The 20102-nt window shown below is 66.3% G+C and carries 22 protein-coding genes; 8 read left to right on the top strand and 14 right to left on the bottom strand.

Annotated elements, in window-relative coordinates:
* Positions 1-24 precede the first annotated feature (24 nt).
* From NDO75_RS21145 to NDO75_RS21200, 12 genes are all read right to left on the bottom strand, one after another.
* The gene (locus tag NDO75_RS21145; RefSeq protein ID WP_310908600.1) at positions 25-1770 is read right to left on the bottom strand and encodes a cbb3-type cytochrome c oxidase subunit I; all 1746 of its coding nucleotides are present in this window, start codon (positions 1768-1770) and stop codon (positions 25-27) included.
* Positions 1770-2315 carry a cytochrome C oxidase subunit II gene (locus tag NDO75_RS21150; protein WP_310908601.1) on the bottom strand — a complete coding sequence of 182 codons (546 nt, stop codon included), beginning with the start codon at positions 2313-2315 and terminating at the stop codon, positions 1770-1772. The genes NDO75_RS21145 and NDO75_RS21150 overlap by 1 nt, the downstream gene beginning before the upstream one ends.
* A 4-nt stretch (positions 2316-2319) precedes the next feature.
* The gene (locus NDO75_RS21155) at positions 2320-2469 is read right to left on the bottom strand and encodes a hypothetical protein (RefSeq protein ID WP_254763952.1); all 150 of its coding nucleotides are present in this window, start codon (positions 2467-2469) and stop codon (positions 2320-2322) included.
* Between the two features lie 130 nt (positions 2470-2599).
* Positions 2600-3259: a cytochrome c biogenesis protein CcdA gene (locus NDO75_RS21160; RefSeq protein WP_310908602.1), complete on the bottom strand. Its 660-nt coding sequence runs from the start codon at positions 3257-3259 to the stop codon at positions 2600-2602.
* Position 3260: 1 nt separating this feature from the next.
* Positions 3261-3788 (bottom strand): TlpA disulfide reductase family protein, encoded by a 528-nt coding sequence (locus tag NDO75_RS21165; RefSeq protein ID WP_310908603.1) that lies wholly within the window; start codon positions 3786-3788, stop codon positions 3261-3263.
* Between the two features lie 3 nt (positions 3789-3791).
* Positions 3792-4568: an SCO family protein gene (locus NDO75_RS21170; RefSeq protein ID WP_310908604.1), complete on the bottom strand. Its 777-nt coding sequence runs from the start codon at positions 4566-4568 to the stop codon at positions 3792-3794.
* Between the two features lie 162 nt (positions 4569-4730).
* On the bottom strand, positions 4731-5324 hold the full coding sequence (locus tag NDO75_RS21175) for a plastocyanin/azurin family copper-binding protein (protein WP_310908605.1): 594 nt from the start codon (positions 5322-5324) through the stop codon (positions 4731-4733).
* A gap of 75 nt (positions 5325-5399) precedes the next feature.
* A complete protein-coding gene (nirK, locus tag NDO75_RS21180; protein ID WP_310908606.1) occupies positions 5400-6500 on the bottom strand; it encodes a copper-containing nitrite reductase in 1101 nt (366 codons plus the stop codon).
* Positions 6501-6658: 158 nt separating this feature from the next.
* Positions 6659-8128: a heme o synthase gene (cyoE, locus tag NDO75_RS21185; RefSeq protein ID WP_310908607.1), complete on the bottom strand. Its 1470-nt coding sequence runs from the start codon at positions 8126-8128 to the stop codon at positions 6659-6661.
* Between the two features lie 79 nt (positions 8129-8207).
* Positions 8208-8471: a DUF2249 domain-containing protein gene (locus NDO75_RS21190; RefSeq protein ID WP_310908608.1), complete on the bottom strand. Its 264-nt coding sequence runs from the start codon at positions 8469-8471 to the stop codon at positions 8208-8210.
* Between the two features lie 39 nt (positions 8472-8510).
* Complete coding sequence (locus NDO75_RS21195) at positions 8511-8744, bottom strand: DUF2249 domain-containing protein (RefSeq protein ID WP_310908609.1); 234 nt, start codon at positions 8742-8744, stop codon at positions 8511-8513.
* A 74-nt stretch (positions 8745-8818) separates the two neighbouring features.
* Positions 8819-9046: a DUF2249 domain-containing protein gene (locus tag NDO75_RS21200; RefSeq protein ID WP_310908826.1), complete on the bottom strand. Its 228-nt coding sequence runs from the start codon at positions 9044-9046 to the stop codon at positions 8819-8821.
* 136 nt (positions 9047-9182) lie between these two features.
* Between NDO75_RS21200 and NDO75_RS21205 the strand changes: the two genes are divergently transcribed.
* From NDO75_RS21205 to NDO75_RS21230, 6 genes are all read left to right on the top strand, one after another.
* The gene (locus NDO75_RS21205; RefSeq protein ID WP_310908610.1) at positions 9183-9857 is read left to right on the top strand and encodes a helix-turn-helix domain-containing protein; all 675 of its coding nucleotides are present in this window, start codon (positions 9183-9185) and stop codon (positions 9855-9857) included.
* 389 nt (positions 9858-10246) lie between these two features.
* Positions 10247-11914 carry a 4Fe-4S ferredoxin N-terminal domain-containing protein gene (locus NDO75_RS21210; protein ID WP_310908611.1) on the top strand — a complete coding sequence of 556 codons (1668 nt, stop codon included), beginning with the start codon at positions 10247-10249 and terminating at the stop codon, positions 11912-11914.
* Positions 11911-13263: an NrfD/PsrC family molybdoenzyme membrane anchor subunit gene (gene nrfD / locus NDO75_RS21215; RefSeq protein ID WP_310908612.1), complete on the top strand. Its 1353-nt coding sequence runs from the start codon at positions 11911-11913 to the stop codon at positions 13261-13263. The genes NDO75_RS21210 and nrfD overlap by 4 nt, the downstream gene beginning before the upstream one ends.
* Positions 13260-13568, top strand: coding sequence for a hypothetical protein (locus tag NDO75_RS21220; RefSeq protein ID WP_310908613.1), 309 nt, complete (start codon positions 13260-13262; stop codon positions 13566-13568). Before nrfD ends, NDO75_RS21220 begins: the two co-directional genes overlap by 4 nt.
* A gap of 138 nt (positions 13569-13706) precedes the next feature.
* Positions 13707-14798 (top strand): P-loop NTPase, encoded by a 1092-nt coding sequence (locus tag NDO75_RS21225; RefSeq protein ID WP_310908614.1) that lies wholly within the window; start codon positions 13707-13709, stop codon positions 14796-14798.
* A 96-nt stretch (positions 14799-14894) separates the two neighbouring features.
* Positions 14895-15221, top strand: a complete 327-nt coding sequence (locus NDO75_RS21230; RefSeq protein ID WP_310908615.1) for a cupin domain-containing protein — start codon at positions 14895-14897, stop codon at positions 15219-15221.
* A 12-nt stretch (positions 15222-15233) separates the two neighbouring features.
* Here NDO75_RS21230 and NDO75_RS21235 read toward each other — a convergent pair whose 3' ends face one another.
* Positions 15234-16385, bottom strand: a complete 1152-nt coding sequence (locus NDO75_RS21235) for an asparagine synthetase B (protein WP_310908616.1) — start codon at positions 16383-16385, stop codon at positions 15234-15236.
* Positions 16382-17065, bottom strand: a complete 684-nt coding sequence (locus NDO75_RS21240; protein WP_310908617.1) for a PHP domain-containing protein — start codon at positions 17063-17065, stop codon at positions 16382-16384. The genes NDO75_RS21235 and NDO75_RS21240 overlap by 4 nt, the downstream gene beginning before the upstream one ends.
* 125 nt (positions 17066-17190) lie before the next feature.
* On the opposite strand from NDO75_RS21240, the gene purL reads away from it, so the two are divergent.
* Positions 17191-19344, top strand: coding sequence for a phosphoribosylformylglycinamidine synthase subunit PurL (purL, locus tag NDO75_RS21245; protein WP_310908618.1), 2154 nt, complete (start codon positions 17191-17193; stop codon positions 19342-19344).
* Between the two features lie 163 nt (positions 19345-19507).
* Entirely contained in the window at positions 19508-20095 is a 588-nt protein-coding gene (locus NDO75_RS21250) for a HalX domain-containing protein (protein WP_310908619.1), read from the top strand.
* Positions 20096-20102 lie beyond the last annotated feature (7 nt).

A 20102-nucleotide genomic window follows, 5' to 3' on the forward strand; every position in this document is an offset into this window, starting at 1 on the left:
GGTGGGAAGAGGGGAACGGTGTAGTCAGGCCCCGATCGACCAGAGCTGCGTGAGCAGGTACCAGTTCAGCAGGTAGGTGACCACGAACGCGGCGAGGAAGACCAGACACAGGACGAACGTGCCGCGCATCTCGTAGGCGTGGACGGGGTCGTCGGGATCGGTGGCCATCGCCAGCCCGCCGTCGGCCACGAGATCGGCGTTGTCGCTCTGACTCTCGACGCGGTCGCCGAAGAGCAGCGAGCCGACCGCCAAGAGGACGAAGAGGACGCCGCCTGCGATGGCGAGCAGGGCGAAGACCCCGAAGAGCGCGAACAGCGGAGACGCGGCCGAGAGGCTGAACTCGGTGCCCGGGATGTTCCGGACGACCTCGGCGGTCCGGCGCGGGATGCCGTAGAGGATGCCGACGTACATCATCATCAGCACGGCCACGCCCATCGCGCCCGAGTAGAAGAACGGCTGAAGCGACGCGAGACGCTCGGAGATGTACTTGCGCATGAACATCGTCCGGATCACGAAGAAGACCAGGCCCATGAACGCGACCGTGGTCCCGAGAACGACGGTGCCGTGGAAGTGGCCGACCGTCGCGAACGTGTTGTGCCAGGTCATGTTGAGCTGCAACTGCCCCATCATGACGCCGGTGGTTCCGCCGAGGAAGCCGAAGAGGATGATCGAGAAGATCGTCGAGGCGAACACCGGATTCGTCCACGGAGCCGACGTGAGCCAGCCGAACAGGCCGCCGCCCTTGCCGCGCTTACGGCGGCCGGCTTCGATACCGGCCGGAATGGCGAAGGCGTGGATCAGGCTCGCGAACGTCGCGCCGTAGAACGCGTACGAGGTGTTCCAGAGCCGCCACCCGGTCGACACCGCGGGATCAGAGAGCAGGTGGTGGGCGGCACCGAGGTTGATGAAGAACAGGTAGAGGACGAACGCCGTCCGCGAGACCTTCTCGCTGACGACCTCCGCGCCCGCGACGACGTGAGTCAGGAAGTACCAGACCGCGATCATCGCCACGAGGTTGATCTGCTGGGTACCGTGGCCGATGATCCAGTACATCTGGCGGTACCAGGCCGCGTCCCACCACTCGATGATCTCGAGCCGCCACAGCATCGCCGGCGTGAACGCCACGAGCCCGCCGACCAGCGCCTCGACGGCGATGATCGACGTGACGAACGCGGCGAAGCTCACGAGCGGCAGCGTCCCGCCGGGGTTCTCGCGCTTCTCGAACCACATCGTCGCGAAGAACGGCAGCGCCGCGACGACGGTGCCGAGAATGAAGACGATCGCGCCCGCGTAAAACAGCGGGTCGATCGGCATCGGGACGTAGGCGGTCAGCAGCGGCGGTTCGTTCGGTGCCTGCGTCGTCCAGATCGAGTAGTTGACCAACACCGCGCCGGCGGCCATGACGAGCCAGCCGGCCTTCGCGACCTTCGTCAGCGGCAAGCGCCTGCCGAGCACCATCGGGCCGCCAACGTAGAGGATGGCGATTTCCATGAACACCATCCAGAAGATCAGCAGATTCCAGGCGTGCAGGCTGAGGTGCTTGTAGAAGGCGTCGGGCCCGAGCAGGCCGACCGCCTCCCAGCGGGTCATCGCGACTGTAAAGGCGAATATTCCGCCGTACAGCAGGGCGACGACCGCCGTCAGGCCGAACAGCTTCACGTGATTATCGACGGAGCGGTGGACCTCGAGCCCCGTCACGGAGCAGGTCCGGAAGCCGTCGTCGCGATACTCGTTGTCGAACAGACCGAGAACGTCTAGTTTGTGTGCCATCAGTCTCCCTCCTCCACGACGATCGTGCCGTGCATGGTCCGGTGCCCCTGGCCGCAGAACTCGTTACAGATGATGTGGTACGTACCCGGCTCGTCGAACGTCATCGGGACGACCCACTCGTAGCCGGGCAGCACCTGCAGGTTGATCTGCTTGCTGAGCGCGTCCTCGGGCCGCAGCGAGAAGCCGTGCTGGACGTCGAGGGAACTGAGGTGGATGTCGTACTCCGTTCCCGTCTCGAGGACGACCGGTGCGCCGTCCCACTGGAAGCGCATCGCGTTGAGGTAGACGTCCGTTCCCGGCGGGACGAGCCCGTTCTCGGTCTCGGTCGCCTCTTCCTTGTACGCGCTCATTTTCTCCTGATACTTCTCGGCGTCGACCTCGAACGTCTCGCCGATCGGGTTCTGATCGCCGACGCGCGTCCAGGCGCTCATCCAGCCGAAGAGGATGAGCGACCAGGCGGCACCGAGGCCGAGCCAGATCGACTCGCGTCTGTTGACGGATTGATTCCACCAGTTGCCTTCGGGAGGTTTGATCGGTGACGTCATCGAATCACCCCATCGGGACCGAGAACACGTCGATCCATCCCCACGCGACGTACGAAATCGCGAAGAACACGAGTGCCGCCGCTGCGAGGAGCCAGATACGGTTGTACAGTCGTTGCATCGTCGGTGTCGGTTCGTCTGCGTGTGACCCAGTCATCTCCTTCGGCCGGAACTCGTTCTGAAAGCCGCATAGCCGTTCTCCCGCACATATTCCCCCGCGCGTAGCGCGAGCACAGCGGCGTCGCTCCGCGGCGATTCGCACTGAAAAAGACCCCTTATCCGCCGGGTCAGCCGAGGGCGACGTACAGCTGGCCGACGCCCGCGACCACGAGGACTGCGCCCGCGACGCGAACCACGCGGTCGACGTAGCCGGCGAGCCGCCCGGCCCCGAGCGCGTAGCCGAACGCGGTCGCCACCGTGACCGCGACCGTGAGGACGCCGAAGCCGATTGCGTACGTGCCCAGCACTAGCGCCGTCTCGAGCGGCGGCATGGTCAGCGACCGCAGCGCCAGCGCCAGGAACAGCGGCAGCACGCAGGCCGTCGCCGCCAGCGCGTACATCGCGCCGAAGAGCCCGAACCCGAGGACGGTCGATCGACGCTCGGGCAGGAGGACGTGGACGGCGCCACTCCCGCCGTAGAGCACCCAGATCCCGAGTCCGATCAGTGCGATTCCGACGCCGACCTCGAGCAGGGGAAGCACTCGCCCGACGGCTTCGCCGGCGACGAGCGCGGCCAGCGACAGCGCGCTGAGGACGGCGATCGCCCCGAACGCCGCCGCGAACCCGCGGACGAGGGTCCCGGACAGCGGCGGGGATTCCTCGCCGGTCGCGGCGACGTAGTACCCGACGTAGCCGGGCAACAGCGCGTACGCACACGGCGAGAAGAATGTGGCCACGCCGGCGCCGAGGGCGAACACCATCGCGCCGACGAGTTCGCCGCTCGCCATCTCACTCACCCCGCGCGTCGGCGATGGCCGACGCGATCTCGTCGGCCGACTTCTCGCCCCGGCCCGACCAGGTCACGACGTTCGACTCGTCTATGACGAACGCGTAGGGGACCCCCGAGGCGTCGAGCGCCTCCGTCAGCTCGAGGTCCGAGTCGAGGGCGACGGGCCAGTTGCCGCCGTGATCGCGCCACCAGTTCGCGACGTCGTCGCGAGTGATGGTGTTGCCGACCGGTTCGCTCGTCACGGAGACGAACTGCACGTCGTCGACGCCTTCGTGGACCTCGGCGAGCGTGGGCATCATTCCTTCGCAGACGGTACACCAGGTGGCGAACAGTTCGACGAACGTCACCCGACCGCGCTCGGGGATGGCCGCGGTTCCCGCCTCGCTTCCGGGCGCGTCGATCGTCTCGAGTTCGACCGGGTCGACGGCGTCGCCGCTCTCGAGGGGGTTCCAGCCGTTGACCGCGGCCGCGCCGCCGCCGAGGACGGCGAGGCCGGCGGCTCCTGCGAGGACCTCGCGACGGCGCATGGTCTACCACCCCTCGACGACGGCGCGGGCGTCTTCCAAGATGTCGTTGCCGGGCGGGGAGCCGCCGGTGTAGGCCCGCTCGACGACGCCGTCTCTGTTCACCAACAGGATCAACGACGTGTGGACGAAGTGGCGAGCGTGGTCGCCGTGCTCGCTCTCGTTCATCCCCCCGTCGGTGCTGTTGGTACTATTCATGCTGTCGCCGCCCATTCCGCCCGAATCACCGCCCTGTTCGAACGCGACGCCGAACGTATCTTCGACGACGGCGCGGGCGTCCTCGGGAGTCTCCGGCCGCAGGAAGTACCAGTTACCGGCGTCGTAGTCGACGCCGTGTTTCTCGCCGTACTCCTGAAGCACCTCGGCGGTGTCGTACTCGGGGTCGAACGTCGTCGTGAGGAAGGCGATCTCGTCCCCGTAGCCGCGCTCGCGGGCGTCGGCCTGAACCCGGCGCAGTGCCGCGGTCAGCCCCGGACAGACCGTCGTACAGCTGGTATAGATGAACGTCAGCATGACGTGACGGTCGCCGGTGAACTCCGTGGTCGTCACCGACCGGTCGTGTAGCGGCGCCGGGACGGTCGCCTCGGGAATCGCCTCCCCGTAGATCGGATGCGGGAGGTCGGCGTTCTTGATGCGGTCGTGGTTCTCGGGCGGCGAGAGGACGGTGTCATCGTCGCCGCCGGAGGTGCTCATCTGTGTACAACCCGCGAGGGACGCGGCGACTGCAGCCGCGCCCGTCGCGCGAAGGAACGTTCGCCTGTCGAGGGGAGCGGACGGGGTCATGGTACGGGTGAATCTATGTATTCAGTGAGGTAATACGCCGCCAGGATTCTCGAGGGACGGGAAATAATACGAACTTGTTCGGCTCGAATCCGGGAGTCGTCGTCAGCGTTATTCGCGGCCGAAGCAGGAGTACTGCACCGCTCTCGAGCGACTGCGGGCCGGTCAGGAGTCCGAACCCGCCTCGAGAACGGGACGCGTTTGCTCGTTGAACATCTCGATCGCCCGGGCAGCCTGTGACGGCATGTCGGGCTGGGGATCGGCCATCGCTGGCTCGTCGTCGGGGTCGGGCCAGCCGACGACGACGCGGCCGATGTTCCCCGCGACCTCGTGGGACGTACAGACCTGCTGGGTGTCGACGTAATCGTAGACGCCCTCCTGATCGAACGTCTTCTCGTACTCCGAGCCGACGCCGGTCAGTCGCGGGCTGCCCCAGTCTGCGACGCCGTTCGGGGAGCGGTGTGGCTCGTGACCGTCCTCGTGGTACGCGGTGATGTCGTGGCGCCCCGTCTCGACGAGCCACTCGACGGTTCCGCCGACGACCACGTGGACGACTTGCGGATCGAATTCGGGGTACGGTTCCGACGACGCCGTCACGGTGATCCGCTCAGCGGGCGTCCCCGGCTCGCCGGCGTTCTCCGGCACCTCGTCGTCGCCGTCGCTCGAGCGATCGGTGACGCGCTCGAGACAGCCCGCGAGGGCGAGCCCGGCTGCGCAGGCGGACGATCGAAGGACGCTGCGGCGAGACGTGGATGTCATGATTGTGTGGGTGGGGTGGGGTCAGAGAGCGATGCACCAGTCGTGGCCGTCTGTGACGGGATGGCCCGTCACGACTCACGGATCGGGATTGAAGATCTCGGGTTTGGGCTCGCCTTCGACGTCGACGATCCCGAGCGCGCCGCGGTGGACGACTCGCGAGAGCGCGTGGTCGACGATCTTGACCGGGCCTGGCACGGGGAACTCCATGACGCCGGCGGTGGTAGTACCGGGCGAGACGGGCGTGGTTTCGATGTTGTTAGCGGGTTCGCTGAGCAGGTCGCCGTCGCGGTAGAGGTCGCTCCAGACGTTGCCGATCGGGTGGAGCGAGCTCAGCAGGTTCGGACCGCCGTTGGCGAAGTAGACCCGGGCGGTTTCGCCGGTGTTGGCTTTCATCGGGCCGGCGGCGTCGGCGGTGAAGCCGTAGGCCTGGCCGTTGAAGACGACGTAGGTGGGCTCTTCGCGCTTCATCGCGTCGTGGTCGAAGCCGTGGTGGCCCTGCTGGCCGACCTCGCCGGTGGTGTAGATCTCGTGCTGGCCGAGGTAGAACTCGTGGTCGACCTCGGGCAGTCCGTCCTCGGGCTCGACGAGGATCGAGCCGAACATCCCGCTACTGATGTGCATGTCCATCGCGGGGACCGCACAGTGGTAGATGAACACGCCGGGGTACTCCGCGCGGAACTGGATCTGGGTCGGGTCGTCGTCGGGCGCGATCGTCGTCGCGTCCGCGCCCCCACCGGGCCCGTAGACCGCGTGGAAGTCCATGTTGTGCATCGCCGCGTTCATGTCCTCGGGGACGTCGAAGGTGAGGTTGACCGTGTCACCGCGGCGCACCCGGAGCATCGGTCCGGGCACCTGCCCCTCGAAAGTCATGTAATCGAAGGTGACGCCGGGTTCGATCTCCGCGGTCACCTTCTGTGTCTGGATCGTCACGTCGTGTGTCCGCGGCGAGTTCCAGTCGACCGGGTCTGGAATGTCCGTGGGGTCGCGTGCGATCTGGTCGACGTCGACCGACTTCGCCGCCGGCAGTCCCTCCTCGTCCGTGTTGTCGTTTCCGCCGTTTCCGCTGTTCGCTCCGTCGCCCGATTCGTCACCGCCCAGGCAGCCGGCCACCGCCAGCGCGCCGGCCGCACCCATCGCCTGCAAGAACCGTCGTCGGTGAGCGTTACTTTGGGTCATCGTCTTACACTCGGATAGAGGGGAGACATACGTTCAATAGTAGTGACGGTTCCCGGACATTGGCAATCGAATCGACAGTTCCCGCTATATCGTGGGCAGTTATATACCCCACCAGTGATAGAATCGGAAGCACGCGGTGGAACGAAGATCGAGAGCCGCTAGCCGGCGATCACGAGCGTCTCGAGGACGATCGCGAGGAGGATCGCGCCGAGGTAGTAGTTCGAGACGTAAAACGAGCGCAGGGCGACCTCGTCGGTCGGCCGACGGTACTGTCGGATCACCGATCGGAGGAAGACGGCACCGAGGGCGATCGACGTGCTCGCGTAGACGGGACCGAGCCCGGCCACCCAGCCGAGGACGCTCGCGGCCAACAGCGTCGCCCCCAGATAGAGGGCAACGTGTCGGCGCGCGGCCAGCACTCCCTCGACGACTGGGAACATCGGGAAGCCACCACGCGCGTAATCTTCACGATAGGCGATCGCGAGGCTGTAGAAGTGAGCGGGCGTCCAGAGGAAGATCACCGCGGCGAGGGCGATCGCGGGCGGCCCGACGCCGCCCGTGACGGCTACCCAGCCGATGACCGCGGGCAGGGCACCTGCACCGCCCCCGAGCACCGTGTTCCAGGCCGTGTTCGGCTTCAGGACGACCGTGTAGAGCGCCGCGTAGTAGGCGATCGCAGCGAGGGTCAGCGCCGCGGCCAGCAGGTTCACCCAGACCACGAGGACGGCCATCGAGACGAGCGCGAGCCCGACGCCGAACGCCAGCGCGTTCCGGGCCGGCACGAGGTCGTGAACCAGCGGCCGATCCGACGTGCGGTTCATCCGCCGGTCGCGGTCGCGCTCGTAGACGTGGTTGAACGTGCCGCTCGCGCCGATAGCGAGCACGCCGCCGGCCAGCGTGGCGACGACGGTCGTCGGCTCGAGCGACGCGCCGGTCAGCGTCGCGAGCCCCATTCCCGCGACCGCGACGAGACAGAGCAACCACATCAGCCGCGGTTTGGTGAGCGTCAGGTACGCGCCGGCCGTCTGTTTGAGGCGGTCGATACGGCCGTCCGGACGGTCGGCCGTGGCGCCGGTATCGGGTGCGTCGGCGGCACCCTCGCCGGCGCTCGGAACGGGGTCCGCCGGCTCGAGCGCGTCGGTCTCCATCGATTCGTCGCGTGCGTCGTCCTCGAGCGCTCGGACGAGGGCCACGAGGAGACACGCGAAGATGACCATCGCGAGGATCAGGTGGAGCCCGCTCACACCCGCGGGACCGCCGACGACGAGGGCGGCACCGAGGACGACCTGAACCGGAAAGAGGACGAGCGCCGCGCCGACGAGGCCCGCGACGCGGCGGCCGACGTCGACCCGCCGAACGGCGAGGGCCGACGCGATCACGAGGAGGCCGGTCACCAGCGCCGCCGCACGGTGGCCCCAGAAGAGGAGCGTACCGCCGGCGAGCGAGCCGAGCGTCGAATCGGTCGCACAGCTCGGCCAGGTGGTACAGGTCGCTGCGCCGTCGGTGGTCGCGACGGCGGTCCCGAGCGCGACGAGGACGTACGCCGCGATCGTCGTCGTCGCGAGCAAGTCGGTGAACCGTCGCCGGTCGCGGTCGTCTCTCATCTGATTGGTCTGTTCGTCGATCATCGCTCGAGTGCGGTCTGGTACATAGTGGTCGTTGGTACGGTCCGCCGCTGAATCGCCGAGCGGCTCGGCGGCGCGAGTCTCACTCGCGCCAGATGACGGTCACGACGTCGTCGTCGCGTTCGACCGTCTCGTGTGCGTAGCCGCGGTCGTCCAGTTTCGGAAACAGAAACTGGGGCACGCGGTCGTTTCGCTGGACCAGGACCGTCTCCGCGGGGAGTTCCACGAGGGTCTCGAGGGTCTCCTTGAGCGGTTCCGGCGGACCGAGCGAGCGAACGTCGATGGTCTCCCGTGGCCGATCGGACGGTGCGTCCGTGCGATCGACGGTGGATGCGAGCGTGGGCATGGTCGGTAGTAGCCGCTAGTCCCGACCGTCGTCGGACGGTCAGGCCTCCTGTTTCGGGAATCGGGCGACGAACTCGTCGGGGGCGATCTGCTCGACCTCGTAGCCGTCGGCGTCGAAACTCTCGACTTCGGCCTGGAACTCGTAGAACAGCGGCTTGGGCTCGTGATCGTTGACGATCGTCAGCGTCTCGCCCGGCTCGAGGTCGTCGAACTCGTCGTGGATGGTCGGGTGGCGGTTCACCGGCGGAATGTCTCTGACGTCGAGTCGCGTCATGTAGTTCGGAGTCGGAACGGCTCCTGCATGGGGCTTTGTACGAACACGTTCGTCGCGTCGTCGGTTCCGATTGCCTACGCGTGCTCGATGAAAACGTACCAGACGCCGCCGTCGCGTTGCTCGCTCTCGTGTGTGAACCCGCGATCGGCGAGTTCCTCGTAGAGCGGCTTCGGTTCGAACGGCGCGATCAGTCGCAGTCGTTGGTCGGCGTCGAGGTCCTCGAGCGCGGCGACGATGTCGTCGAACGGCGGGCCGTCGATCTCTCGGACGTCGAGCGTGCGTTCCGTCGATTCGGTTGCCATCGATTCGGCCGTTCGATCCGCGAGGGATTGGACGTTCGTCCGAACGTGTTCGCGGCCGACGGTCTTCCCACGGCGCTGGAATTCGCCGAACATATTCGTAGCCACCCGTATATAGATTCGATCGGAACACGTTCGTATGGCTCAAGCAACCCTCACTCTCACGATGCCCGAGGCGATCTGGATTCAGCAAGTGTCGACGGAGTATCCGGAGGCGACGTTCCGGGTGCTCGCGGCCGTCCCGGGCGCAGACACCGGCTTCGCCCTCGTCCGGATTACCGGCCCGGAGGTCCCGAACGTCGTCGACGCGATGGACGACCACCCGCAGATCACCGAACTCTCGCTCGCTCAGTGGAGCGACAACGAGGCGACGGTCCACTTCGAGACCACCGCGCCGTTGCTGATGTTCTCCTCTCGTGAGTCGGGAATGCCGATCGAGCTCCCCGTCGAGATCCAGGACGGCGAGGCGACGATCGAGGTCACCGGCTCCCGCGAACGGCTGGCCGAACTCGCCGAACAGCTCGAGCACTTCGGCCTCAAGTACCGGATCGAGCACGTCCGCGAACGGCTCCACGAGAGCCAGTTGCTCTCGGAGCGCCAGCTCGAGGTGGTCGCCGCCGCCGTCGAGGAGGGCTACTACGACACCCCGCGTCGCTGTTCGCTCACCGAACTGGCCGGCCACCTCGACATCGCCAAATCGACCTGCAGCGAGACGCTCCACCGGGCCGAGGAAGCGATCGTCAAGCGGTTCGTCGACGACCTGCCGAACGTCGGCGGCGAGGACTCCCTCGAGGAACAGCTGGCGAGCCCCTGAGCCTCCGAAAACCGTCGATTCGACAGCCCGCCTCGGGTCGTACTCACGCGATCGTCGGTCACGGTGGCTGGCTCTCCGCGGATTGGTCGTTTCGTTGGCCGGCTCCCCCTTCAAGTGGACCGATGGTGAAGCGGAACGTGACGTGGCGACATTCGGTTCCGCCGCTCGTCGGCCGGGTCGCTGTCGGAATCGCCAGGCGGCGGGGATGGTCTACTTATACTAGCGAACACGTTCGCCCCGATTCTCACACGCTGGAAATCGGCTCTATCCTTCATCGGCACACGGTTGTGAGGGGTGGAATGAGGATCCACAAATGAACGATTTCAAGTGCATGCCGTCCAGTACCTCCGGCATGACACCAGTGTCATATTCAGAGGTGTTCTGATCTAATGAGTACGGACGATGAATCATTCCACCCGCTCGGGGAAGAGTGGGAAGACGAACTCGAGACGATGCTCGACGATACCGAGTACGACAGCGAGCTCGGTATGGACATGGCCCAGGACGCGATGCGGGTCACCAAGGGCGAACTCTCCGAGGCCGAATTCCACGAGCGCTATCACGAGGACGTGATGGAGGAGTTCGGCGAGGACGAACGCCCGACCAAGGAGGCCTACGAGGCCGCCAAAGAGGAGACCAAAGGGACGGTCTCCCGCATGCTCGACGCGTTCGACGGCGACGGCGAGGAGAGTCGCCGCGAAGCGATGAAGAAGATGGGCGTGGGGGCCACCGCCGTCGGGATGGGTGCCTTTGGTACCGTCGCCGAGGGTCCCGAGCAGAGCCTCACCGAAGCCGAATCCGGCTCGCACTCGGAGACGAAGGAGAAGCCCGACACCCAGTGGGGCATGACGATCGACCTCGAACGCTGTGACGGCTGTCTCTCCTGTATGGTCGCCTGTACGGAGGAGAACCAGCTGGATCAGGGGGTCAACTGGATGTACGTCATGGCCTGGGAGGACGAGCTCCACTCCGCCGGGGGCCACGGTGGCTCCGGCGGAAACGAGAGCGAAGGCCACAGCGGCTCCGGCGTCTACACCGATTTCAACATGGGGAGCGACTTCAACATGCTCGTTCGGCCGTGCCAGCACTGCACGGACGCTCCCTGCGAGAAGGTCTGCCCGACGACGGCCCGCCACACCCGCGACAAGGACGGGCTGGTCCTAACCGACTACGACGTCTGTATCGGCTGCCGGTACTGTCAGGTCGCCTGTCCCTACGGCGTCAACTACTTCCAGTGGGACGAGCCCGACACGGATTACAGCGAAATGGAGGAAGAAGCCACCATGGGCGAATACGAGTACGGTGAACGCTGGGTCGACGCCCGGGCCCCCCGCGGCGCGATGAGCAAATGCGTGTTCTGTCCGAGTATGCAGGACGGCAAAGTGGGCGAAGACAAGGTCGGAACCACGGCCTGCGAAACGGCCTGTCCGCCGAACGCGATCCAGTTCGGCAACGTCAACGACGAGCGGAGCGACGCGTCCCAGCACCGCGATCACCCGACCAAGAGCCGCGCGATCGTTCACCTGACCAACGGCACGGAAAGCAGCAAGTCCGCGCCGTCGCCGGACCAGATCGACAGCACGCTCAGCCAGGACGACGACATCGAATCCGCGATCGAGAAGCTCACCGAGGGGAGCGATGGCTCGTTCGACGAGGGCGTGCTCGCGGTCATGAAAGCGGTCGAGATCGTCAGCGAGGGTCTCGAACCTAACGAGGAAGTAAACGACACCATTCTCGAGCAGGAACAACAGGTGCTCGCCTCCGTCGAGGCCATCCAGCAGTACGTCGACCTCGACAGCGAGGAAGCCCTTGAGGAACTGCAACTCGGCGAAGGAACCGAACAGGACGCACAGTTCCGACTCGAGCAGTACGCCGGCGATCCTACCTCGTTCAAGCTGCTCGAGGACATCGGCACGCACCCGAACGTCACGTACCTCGGGCAGGAGCCCGGTCCGGAGGCCGAACAGGTCTCCGGACCGACGAAGTACGAGGACGTCGGTCTGCTCGACAAACGACAGGAAGCTCTCAATGACGGTACCGTCGGGTGGCAGCCATGAGCACGAAGACGCCATCGGAGGAGGACATCCTCCGCCCGATCAACACGCTCACGAAGAAGTACTTCATCCTGTACGGCATCGCGGCGCTGGGACTGGGAGCCTTCCTCGTGGCGTGGGCCTACCAGCTCCAGAAGGGTCTGATCGTCACCGGCCTCGGCGACTGGGGTAGCGGCGGCGGTGCGACCTGGGGTCTGTACATCGGCGCGTTCATCTGGTGGGTCGGCGTCGCTCACGGGGGGATCATCCTCTCGGCGGCCGTCCGCCTGCTCGGCATGGACCGATACATGCCCATCGCCCGACTCGCGGAGATGACGACCATCGGTGGCCTCTCGGCCGCCGGCTTCTACATTCTGGTCCACATGGGTCGACCGGACCGGATGGTCACAAGCGTCATCGGCCACTACCACATCACGGTCAACAACTCGCCGCTGGTGTGGGACGTGACGGTCATCACGGCCTACTTCGTGCTGTCGGCGACCTACCTCGGCCTGACGCTGCGCTACGACGTCAGCCGACTGCGCGACGACCTCCCGGACCACTTCGAGCCGGTCTACAAGATCATGACGCTCGGCTACACCGAGAAGGAAGACGAGATCATCAGCCGGATGGTCTGGTGGCTCGCAGCGGCGGTCATCATCATGGCCCCGCTCCTGCTCCACGGCGGCGTCATCCCGTGGCTGTTCGCGCTGCTGCCGGCGATGCCCGCCTGGACCGGCGGCATTCAGGGCCCGATGTTCCTCAGCATCGCGCTGATGTCGGCGATCAGCGGCGTGATCATCATCTCGTACGCGTTCCGACGCGCCTACGACTGGGATCACATCATCACGGACGACATCTTCCGCGGGCTGCTGCTGTGGCTCGGATTCTTCACCCTGCTGTTCCTCTGGTTCCAGCTCCAGTTCGTCCTCAACGGCGTCTTCCTCGGCCCGCTGGCCAAAGCACACGCCGCCGAGGCGAAGCTGGCCAACCCGCTCTACCAGATCGCGATGACGATGATCTTCCTCACGCTCGTCTACATCTTCCTGCAGGGAATCCGGCCGTCCCTGTTCAGCAAGAAGCGGGCGCTCATCGCCAGCGGGGCGATCCTCACGGGGACGTTGACCGAGAAGGTCCTCTTCGTCGTCGAAGGGTTCATGGACCCCGTGTTCAACATCTACGCCGCGACGCCCGGGGAGTACTTCCCGAGCGCGATCGAGCTGCTGTCGCTCGTCGGCACGACTGCGCTGGTTGCACTTTTATTCCTCAACCTCTCGAAGCTCGTCCCAGTGGTCGAGCTTCACGCGGTCGAACACATGCGCGGTGACCACGAGCACGAACACGAAGCCACTGAACCGGAGGTGGAAGCATGAGTACCACGCAAACGATCCTCTCGACGCTCCTGTATCACGGCTACGACGGGACGAAGGGCCTCACCGGCTTCGCCAACGAAGGTACCTACATCATCTTCGCCATCATCCTGGTCCCGGTCTACATCATGCTCGCGGCCTGGTTCCTCGGCGAACCCCGCGACACGAAGACCGGGCTCATCGGCGTGAGCTACCTCGTCGGCCTGACGACCTCGATGTGGGTCGGGATGTTCATCCTGACCGTCCTGATCGGCGTCGTCTTCTACGGCGGCCCACCGGAGCCGATCAGCAGCGTCGGCCCGCCGTAACCGTCGCCGTATCGCATCCGACCACCGAACACCGGTTTTCATTTTTCGCACACGACGCCCTCGAGCCGCGTCGTTCGAGTTCCGAACCATCACACGTATCCCGTTCCACACCCTTCGTTCGGCTAGCACACAGTCACTATGAGTATCACAGAACACGAACTCGAAATCAAACTCGAGGGGGTCGAAGACCCCGACATCGGCGAGGACATCGTCTCACTGGGGCTGGTCAACGACGTCACGATCGACGACGAGACGGCCCGAATCTCGCTCGCGTTCAACGCGCCGTACGCGCCCTCGGAACTCGAGCTCGGGAACCGAATTCGCGACGTCATCGAAGAATCCGGCCTCGAGCCCGACCTGCGCGCGCACGTCGGCGAGGAACACGGCTTCGACGACGAGGTCCTCCCCCGCGTCCGAAACGTCATCGCCGTCTCCTCCGGGAAAGGCGGCGTCGGCAAGACGACGGTGGCGGCCAACCTGGCCGCCGGTCTCCAGAAGCGCGGCGCGATGGTGGGGCTGCTCGACGCCGACATTCACGGGCCGAACGTGCCACAGATCCTTCCGCCGGAGAGCGAGCCCGGCGTCACGCCGAACGAGGATATCGTCCCGCCGCGCTCGGACGGCGTCCGCATCATCAGCATGGGGATGATGATGGAGGACGACGACGACCCCGCCATCCTGCGAGGGCCGATGGTGAACAAGTTCATGATGAAGTTCCTCGAGGGCGTGGAGTGGGGCCGCCTCGACTACCTCATCGTCGACCTGCCGCCGGGGACCGGCGACGCGACGCTGAACCTGCTCCAGTCGATGCCCGTGACCGGCTCGGTCGTCGTCACGACGCCACAGGAGATGGCGCTGGACGACACTCGCAAGGGGATCCAGATGTTCAACAAGCACGACACGCCGGTGCTGGGCGTCGTCGAGAACATGAGCTCCTTCATCTGTCCGTCCTGTGGCGACCAGCACGGTCTGTTCGGCACCGGCGGCGCGGACACGATCGTCGACAAGTACGACGTGCCGCTGCTGGGCCGGATCCCGATCCACCCCGACTTCGGGGCCGACGGCAGCATGGGCGCGCTCGTCAAGAACGAGGACAGCGAGGTCCAGGAACCCCTCGAGGACGTCGTCGGCGAGGTCGCCGATCGCATCGGCGAGATGAACCGCCGAACCGTCTCCGAGAACGTCGAGCACGAACCGGCGAACAAGCTGCCGACCGAGACCGAAGACTGAGCGGCCGGCCTCGAGTCGACTGCCGACCCCTGCGACATCGTCTCCCGTTTTTCTCGTTCCCCTGCCGTTTTGGCGTCCCCCGTCGAACCGACTCGTATGCTCGACAGCTACGCCGATGCGATCGCCGACCTCGAGCCGGCCGACGGAGAGGTCCAGACCGCGGAACTGGTCGTCACCGACGACGTACTCGTGAAAGCGTTCGCGCTCGGACCGGGCGCGGAACTCGAGACCCACGAGCACGCGGCGAGTACGAACGTCTTCCACGTCCTCGAGGGGACGGTGACCGTCGTTCGGGACGGCGATCACGAACGGATCGACGCGCCCGGCGTCGTCCACCACGAGCGCGGGGTGGATCACGGCGCGCGAAACGAGACCGACGAGACGGTGGTCTTCACCGCGAGCCTCTGTCCGATGCCCTCCTGAGCGATCCGAAAATCAGTCGGATTGCGTCTCCGGATCCGCGAGCAGCGACTCGACGTACTTCGAGACGTGGTCGTCCATCCGGCGCTTGTAGCCGGCTTGCCGGGCGAGCCGGTCGAGTTCGCGGGCGACGAGACTGCCGTACTGGACCGCCTTCTTGTCCCGATTCGCGATCTCGGCCGGCAGATGGCGGGCCGCAACTCGTCGGAAGCCCCGCTTTCGTTCGTCCTCGTCGACCAGCAGGTCGTCCGGCAGTCGGAGCGCCGCCTCGACGACGGCGTCGTGGAGGAACGGCGCGACCGGCTCGAGCCCCGTCGCGTCGATCGTCAGCACGTCTCGTGGAAGCTGCATCGGCAGACTTCGTATCTGCTCTCGAACGGCCCCGCGAACCGTCTCGGCCTCCACCCGGTGGTCGAGCCGGACGACCTTCTCGTAGCCGCCGAACAGTTCGTCCGCGCCCTGGCCCACCGCGAGTGCGTCGAAGCCGTCGGCGGCGACCCGTTCGCCGACCAGATACAGCGGGAGCGCGATCTGGACGTCCATCGCGTTCGTCCGACCGGTCGCCCGCGCTACCTTAGGAACGACGCGCTCCAAGTCAGCCGGCTCGAGGTCGACCACGGTCAGGTCGCGGCCCATCGCGTCGGCGGCCGTCCGCGCGGCCTCGACGTCGTGGCTGTCGGGGAAGCCCACGACGTACAGCGGCGCGTCGAGGAGTTCGGCGACCAGCGCCGAGTCGACGCCGCCGGAGAAGGCGACGGCGATCTCTCGGTCGTCCCGCCGGACGGTCTCGGCCGCCGTCTCGATAGCGCGCTCGAGGGCCTCGAGTGCGGCATCTCGGTCTGTTTCCGGATCCGATTCCGGCAGCGTCCAGCGGGATTCCTGTCCGGAAACGGGGTCCGATACCGGCGCGACCCCGCCGGCCGGAAAGAGCTGCGGGTCCGAGAGCGCCGACGGCTCGAACGCCCACGCGGGGCTCGTATCGTCGGTAGTGGCCTCGCCGTCGACGAACAGTTGAACCCGCCCGAGGACGTCCCGAACGAGGCGGCCGTCGAGTTCGCCCGCGAAGCCGGCCGTTCCCGGTAGCGGGTCGCCGCGCTCGAGGGCGTCGCGAACGGTCGTCGGCTCGGCACCGCGAAGGGGTGGGTCGGTCGTCGGTGGTGGTGTCATCGAAACAGTTTGAATACGTGGCCCAGCCGTCGCGTGACGCCGCCGGCGAACTGCTGGACGCTGATGCGCCACGGCGTTCGTTTCCCCTCGACGGTCGTCCGGCCGTCGGCGATCGCCTCGAGGATCGCGTCGGCCGTGCGCTCGTCGGCGTCGACGCGGGTGATCGCCTGGCCGACCATTTCGCTGATGTGGGCGTCGCTGCCGGCGGTCATCGGCAGGTCCCGCGACCGGGCGTAGCGCTCGGCCTGCCGGTTCGCTCGCCCGGTGAAGAGCCGGGAGTTGTAAACCTCGATCGCGTCGCCCTCGGCGAGTTCCTCGCGCGAGATGCGGGCCATCACGCCGTGGCGCGACTCCTGAAAGGGATGGGGAATCACCGCCAGCCCGTCCTGCTCGCGGATCGCCTCGAGCGTCGATTCGAACGAGAGTCCGGGCGGGACGGCCTCCTCGAGCCCGAGTCCGAGGACGTGGCCAGCCTTGCTCGAGATCTCCATCCCTGGAATCCCGACGAGACCGTAGTCGGGCGCGCGCTCGACCGCCTCGAGGCTCGCGTCGATCTCGTCGTGGTCCGTGACCGCAATCGCGTCGAGACCGACGGCTTCGGCCTGCTCGAGAATCAACTCGACCGGGTCGCGGCCGTCGTAGGACAGCGACGAGTGCGTGTGAAGTTCGACCGACAGCACGAACGTACGTTTAGACGGGCTGATCAAAAACGGCTCGATCCTCGCGCTCGGTGGACCACCCTGTTCTAATGCACGAACGTGCACATAGAAACCCATTTATCGGCCGACTTTCACCACCTAGATGAATGAGTCTTGCCGATTCGGACCGCGAACTCGTCGTCTCGGAACTGGACCGGGAGCCGACGCGAGCGGAGGCGGCGCTGTTCGAGAACCTCTGGAGCGAGCACTGCGCGTACCGCTCATCGCGACCGCTGCTGTCGGCGTTCGACAGCGAGGGCGAGCAGGTCGTCGTCGGGCCGGGCGACGACGCGGCAGTCGTCGCGCTGCCCGAAACCGGAGGCGAGGACGGGGAACGCACGTATATCACGATGGGGATCGAGAGCCACAACCATCCCTCCTACGTCGACCCATTCGACGGCGCGGCGACCGGCGTCGGCGGCATCGTCCGGGACACGCTCTCGATGGGCGCGTACCCCATCGCGCTCGCCGACTCGCTGTACTTCGGCGAATTCGACCGCGAGCACTCGAAGTACCTCTTCGAGGGCGTCGTCGAGGGGATCAGCCACTACGGGAACTGTATCGGCGTCCCGACGGTCGCCGGCAGCGTCGACTTCCACCCCGATTACGAGGGGAACCCGCTCGTCAACGTCGCCTGCGTCGGCCTGACGAACGAGGACAGACTGGTCACCGCCGAAGCGCAGGAACCGGGCAACAAGCTCGTCCTCGTCGGAAACGCCACCGGTCGCGACGGGCTCGGTGGTGCGAGCTTCGCCAGTGAGGACCTGGCGGAGGACGCCGAAACCGAAGACCGGCCCGCGGTCCAGGTCGGCGACCCCTACGCCGAGAAACTGCTCATCGAGGCCAACGAAGCCCTCGTCGACGAGAACCTGATCGAGTCGGCCCGCGACCTCGGAGCCGCCGGTCTCGGCGGTGCCTCGAGCGAGATGGTCGCCAAAGCGAACCTCGGGGCCGAAATCGAACTCGAGCGGGTCCACCAGCGCGAGCCGAACATGAACGCCATGGAGATCCTGCTGGCCGAGTCCCAGGAGCGGATGTGTTACGAGGTCGAACCCGACAACGTCGAGCGCGTCCGCGAGATCGCCGAGCGGTTCGATCTGGGCTGTTCGGTCATCGGCGAGGTCACCGACGGCAACTACGTCTGTACCTTCGATGGAGAGACCGTCGTCGACGTCGACGCCTACTTCCTCGGCGAGGGCGCGCCGATGAACGACCTCGAGACCGAGGACCCCGAACCGCCCGCGACCGACCTGCCCGAGATCGACCTCGAAGGGGCCTTCGACGCCGTGGTCTCGAGCCCGAATACCGCCTCGAAGCGGTGGGTCTACCGCCAGTACGACCACGAGGTCGGCGTGCGAACGAGCGTGGGGCCGGGCGACGACGCCGCGATCGTCGCGGTCCGAGAGGCCGAACAGGGGCTGGCGATTTCGTCCGGAGCCGCACCGAACTGGACCGACGTCGCCCCGCGCGAGGGTGCCCGTGCGATCGCCCTCGAGAACGCGACGAACATCGCGGCCAAGGGCGCGACGCCGCTGGCCGCGGTCGACTGCCTCAACGGCGGTAACCCGGAGAAACCCGACGTCTACGGCGGCTTCACCGGAATCGTCGACGGCCTCGCCGAGATGTGCGAGACCCTGTCGACGCCGGTCGTCGGCGGCAACGTCTCGCTGTACAACGATTCCGTCGCGGGACCGATCCCGCCGACGCCGACGCTCGCGATGGTCGGCTCGAAGGCGGGATACGACGCGCCGCCGCTGGCGGTCGCACCCGAGGGCGACCTCGTGCTGGTCGGCGATCTGGGGCTCGAAGGCGGCGAACCGTCGCTCGGCGGCTCCGAGTACCTCGCCCGGTTCGACGGCAGCGACGGGTTCCCCGACCTGCCCGACGAACCCGCGGCCCTAATCGAGACGCTCGCGGCCGTCGCCGACGACGACGCGACGCTGGCCGTCCACGACGTCAGCCACGGCGGACTGGCCGTCTCTCTGGCAGAAATGGTCACCGACGACGCCGGCCTCGAGGTGTCGATCCCGGTCGAGGATCCGGCGGGCGCGCTGTTCCACGAACAGCCGGGCCGCGCGCTGATCCAGACCGAGTCGGTCGAGGCCGTCCGCGAAGCGTTCGACGGCGTCGCCCCGGTCGTCGAACTCGGGACTGCGACCGACGACGGCCAGCTTGCGATCGACTTCGGCGACCGGACGATCGAAACCGACGCGGCCGCGATCCGCGAGCGGCGCGCGACGATCGAACGCGAACTCGAGTGACGATCACGTTCGCTCCAAACAGGACGATCGGTTCTGTCGATTCCGCGACGGTAGCGTCGGCAAATGACCGAATCGGTCCGCTTCGTTCCGTTCAACTGTCCGGTATCTTGATATGCGTTCGGGACGAGTCGGTCAACGAGCCGATCGTATACGAGGAACCCCGATGCCCACCGACACCCCGTCCGTCCTGATCGTCGAAGACGAGCCCGACCTCGCGAACCTCTATGCCGCTTGGCTTGGCGAAGAGTGTCACGTCGAGACCGCCTACGACGGCAGCGAGGCACTCGACGCAATCGACGAGGAGACCGACGTCGTCCTGCTGGATCGACGGATGCCAGGCCTGTCGGGCGACACCGTCCTCGATACGATCCGAGAGCGGCGACTCGACTGTCGAGTCGCGATGGTGACGGCGGTCGAACCGGACTTCGACATCATCGAGATGGGATTCGACGACTATCTCGTCAAACCCGTCTCGAAGGACGAACTGGTCGCGATCATCGACCAGCTGTTGTTGCGTTCTACCTACGACGAGCAACTCCAGGAGTTCTTCGCGCTCGCTTCGAAGAAAGCACTGTTGGACGACCAGAAGACCGAGGCAGAACGCCGCTCCAGTCAGGAGTACGCCGAGCTCAAAGACCGGCTGGCGGTCCTCCGCGTTCAGGTCGACGATACGATGCAGGAGCTCCTCGAGCAGGACGGCTACCGACAGCTCTGTCAGGACATGGCGCGCGAATCGGTCGTTTCGGAGTAGTTCGGCG

The organism is Natrinema sp. 1APR25-10V2 (genome assembly GCF_031626495.1).
Lineage (GTDB): Archaea > Halobacteriota > Halobacteria > Halobacteriales > Natrialbaceae > Natrinema.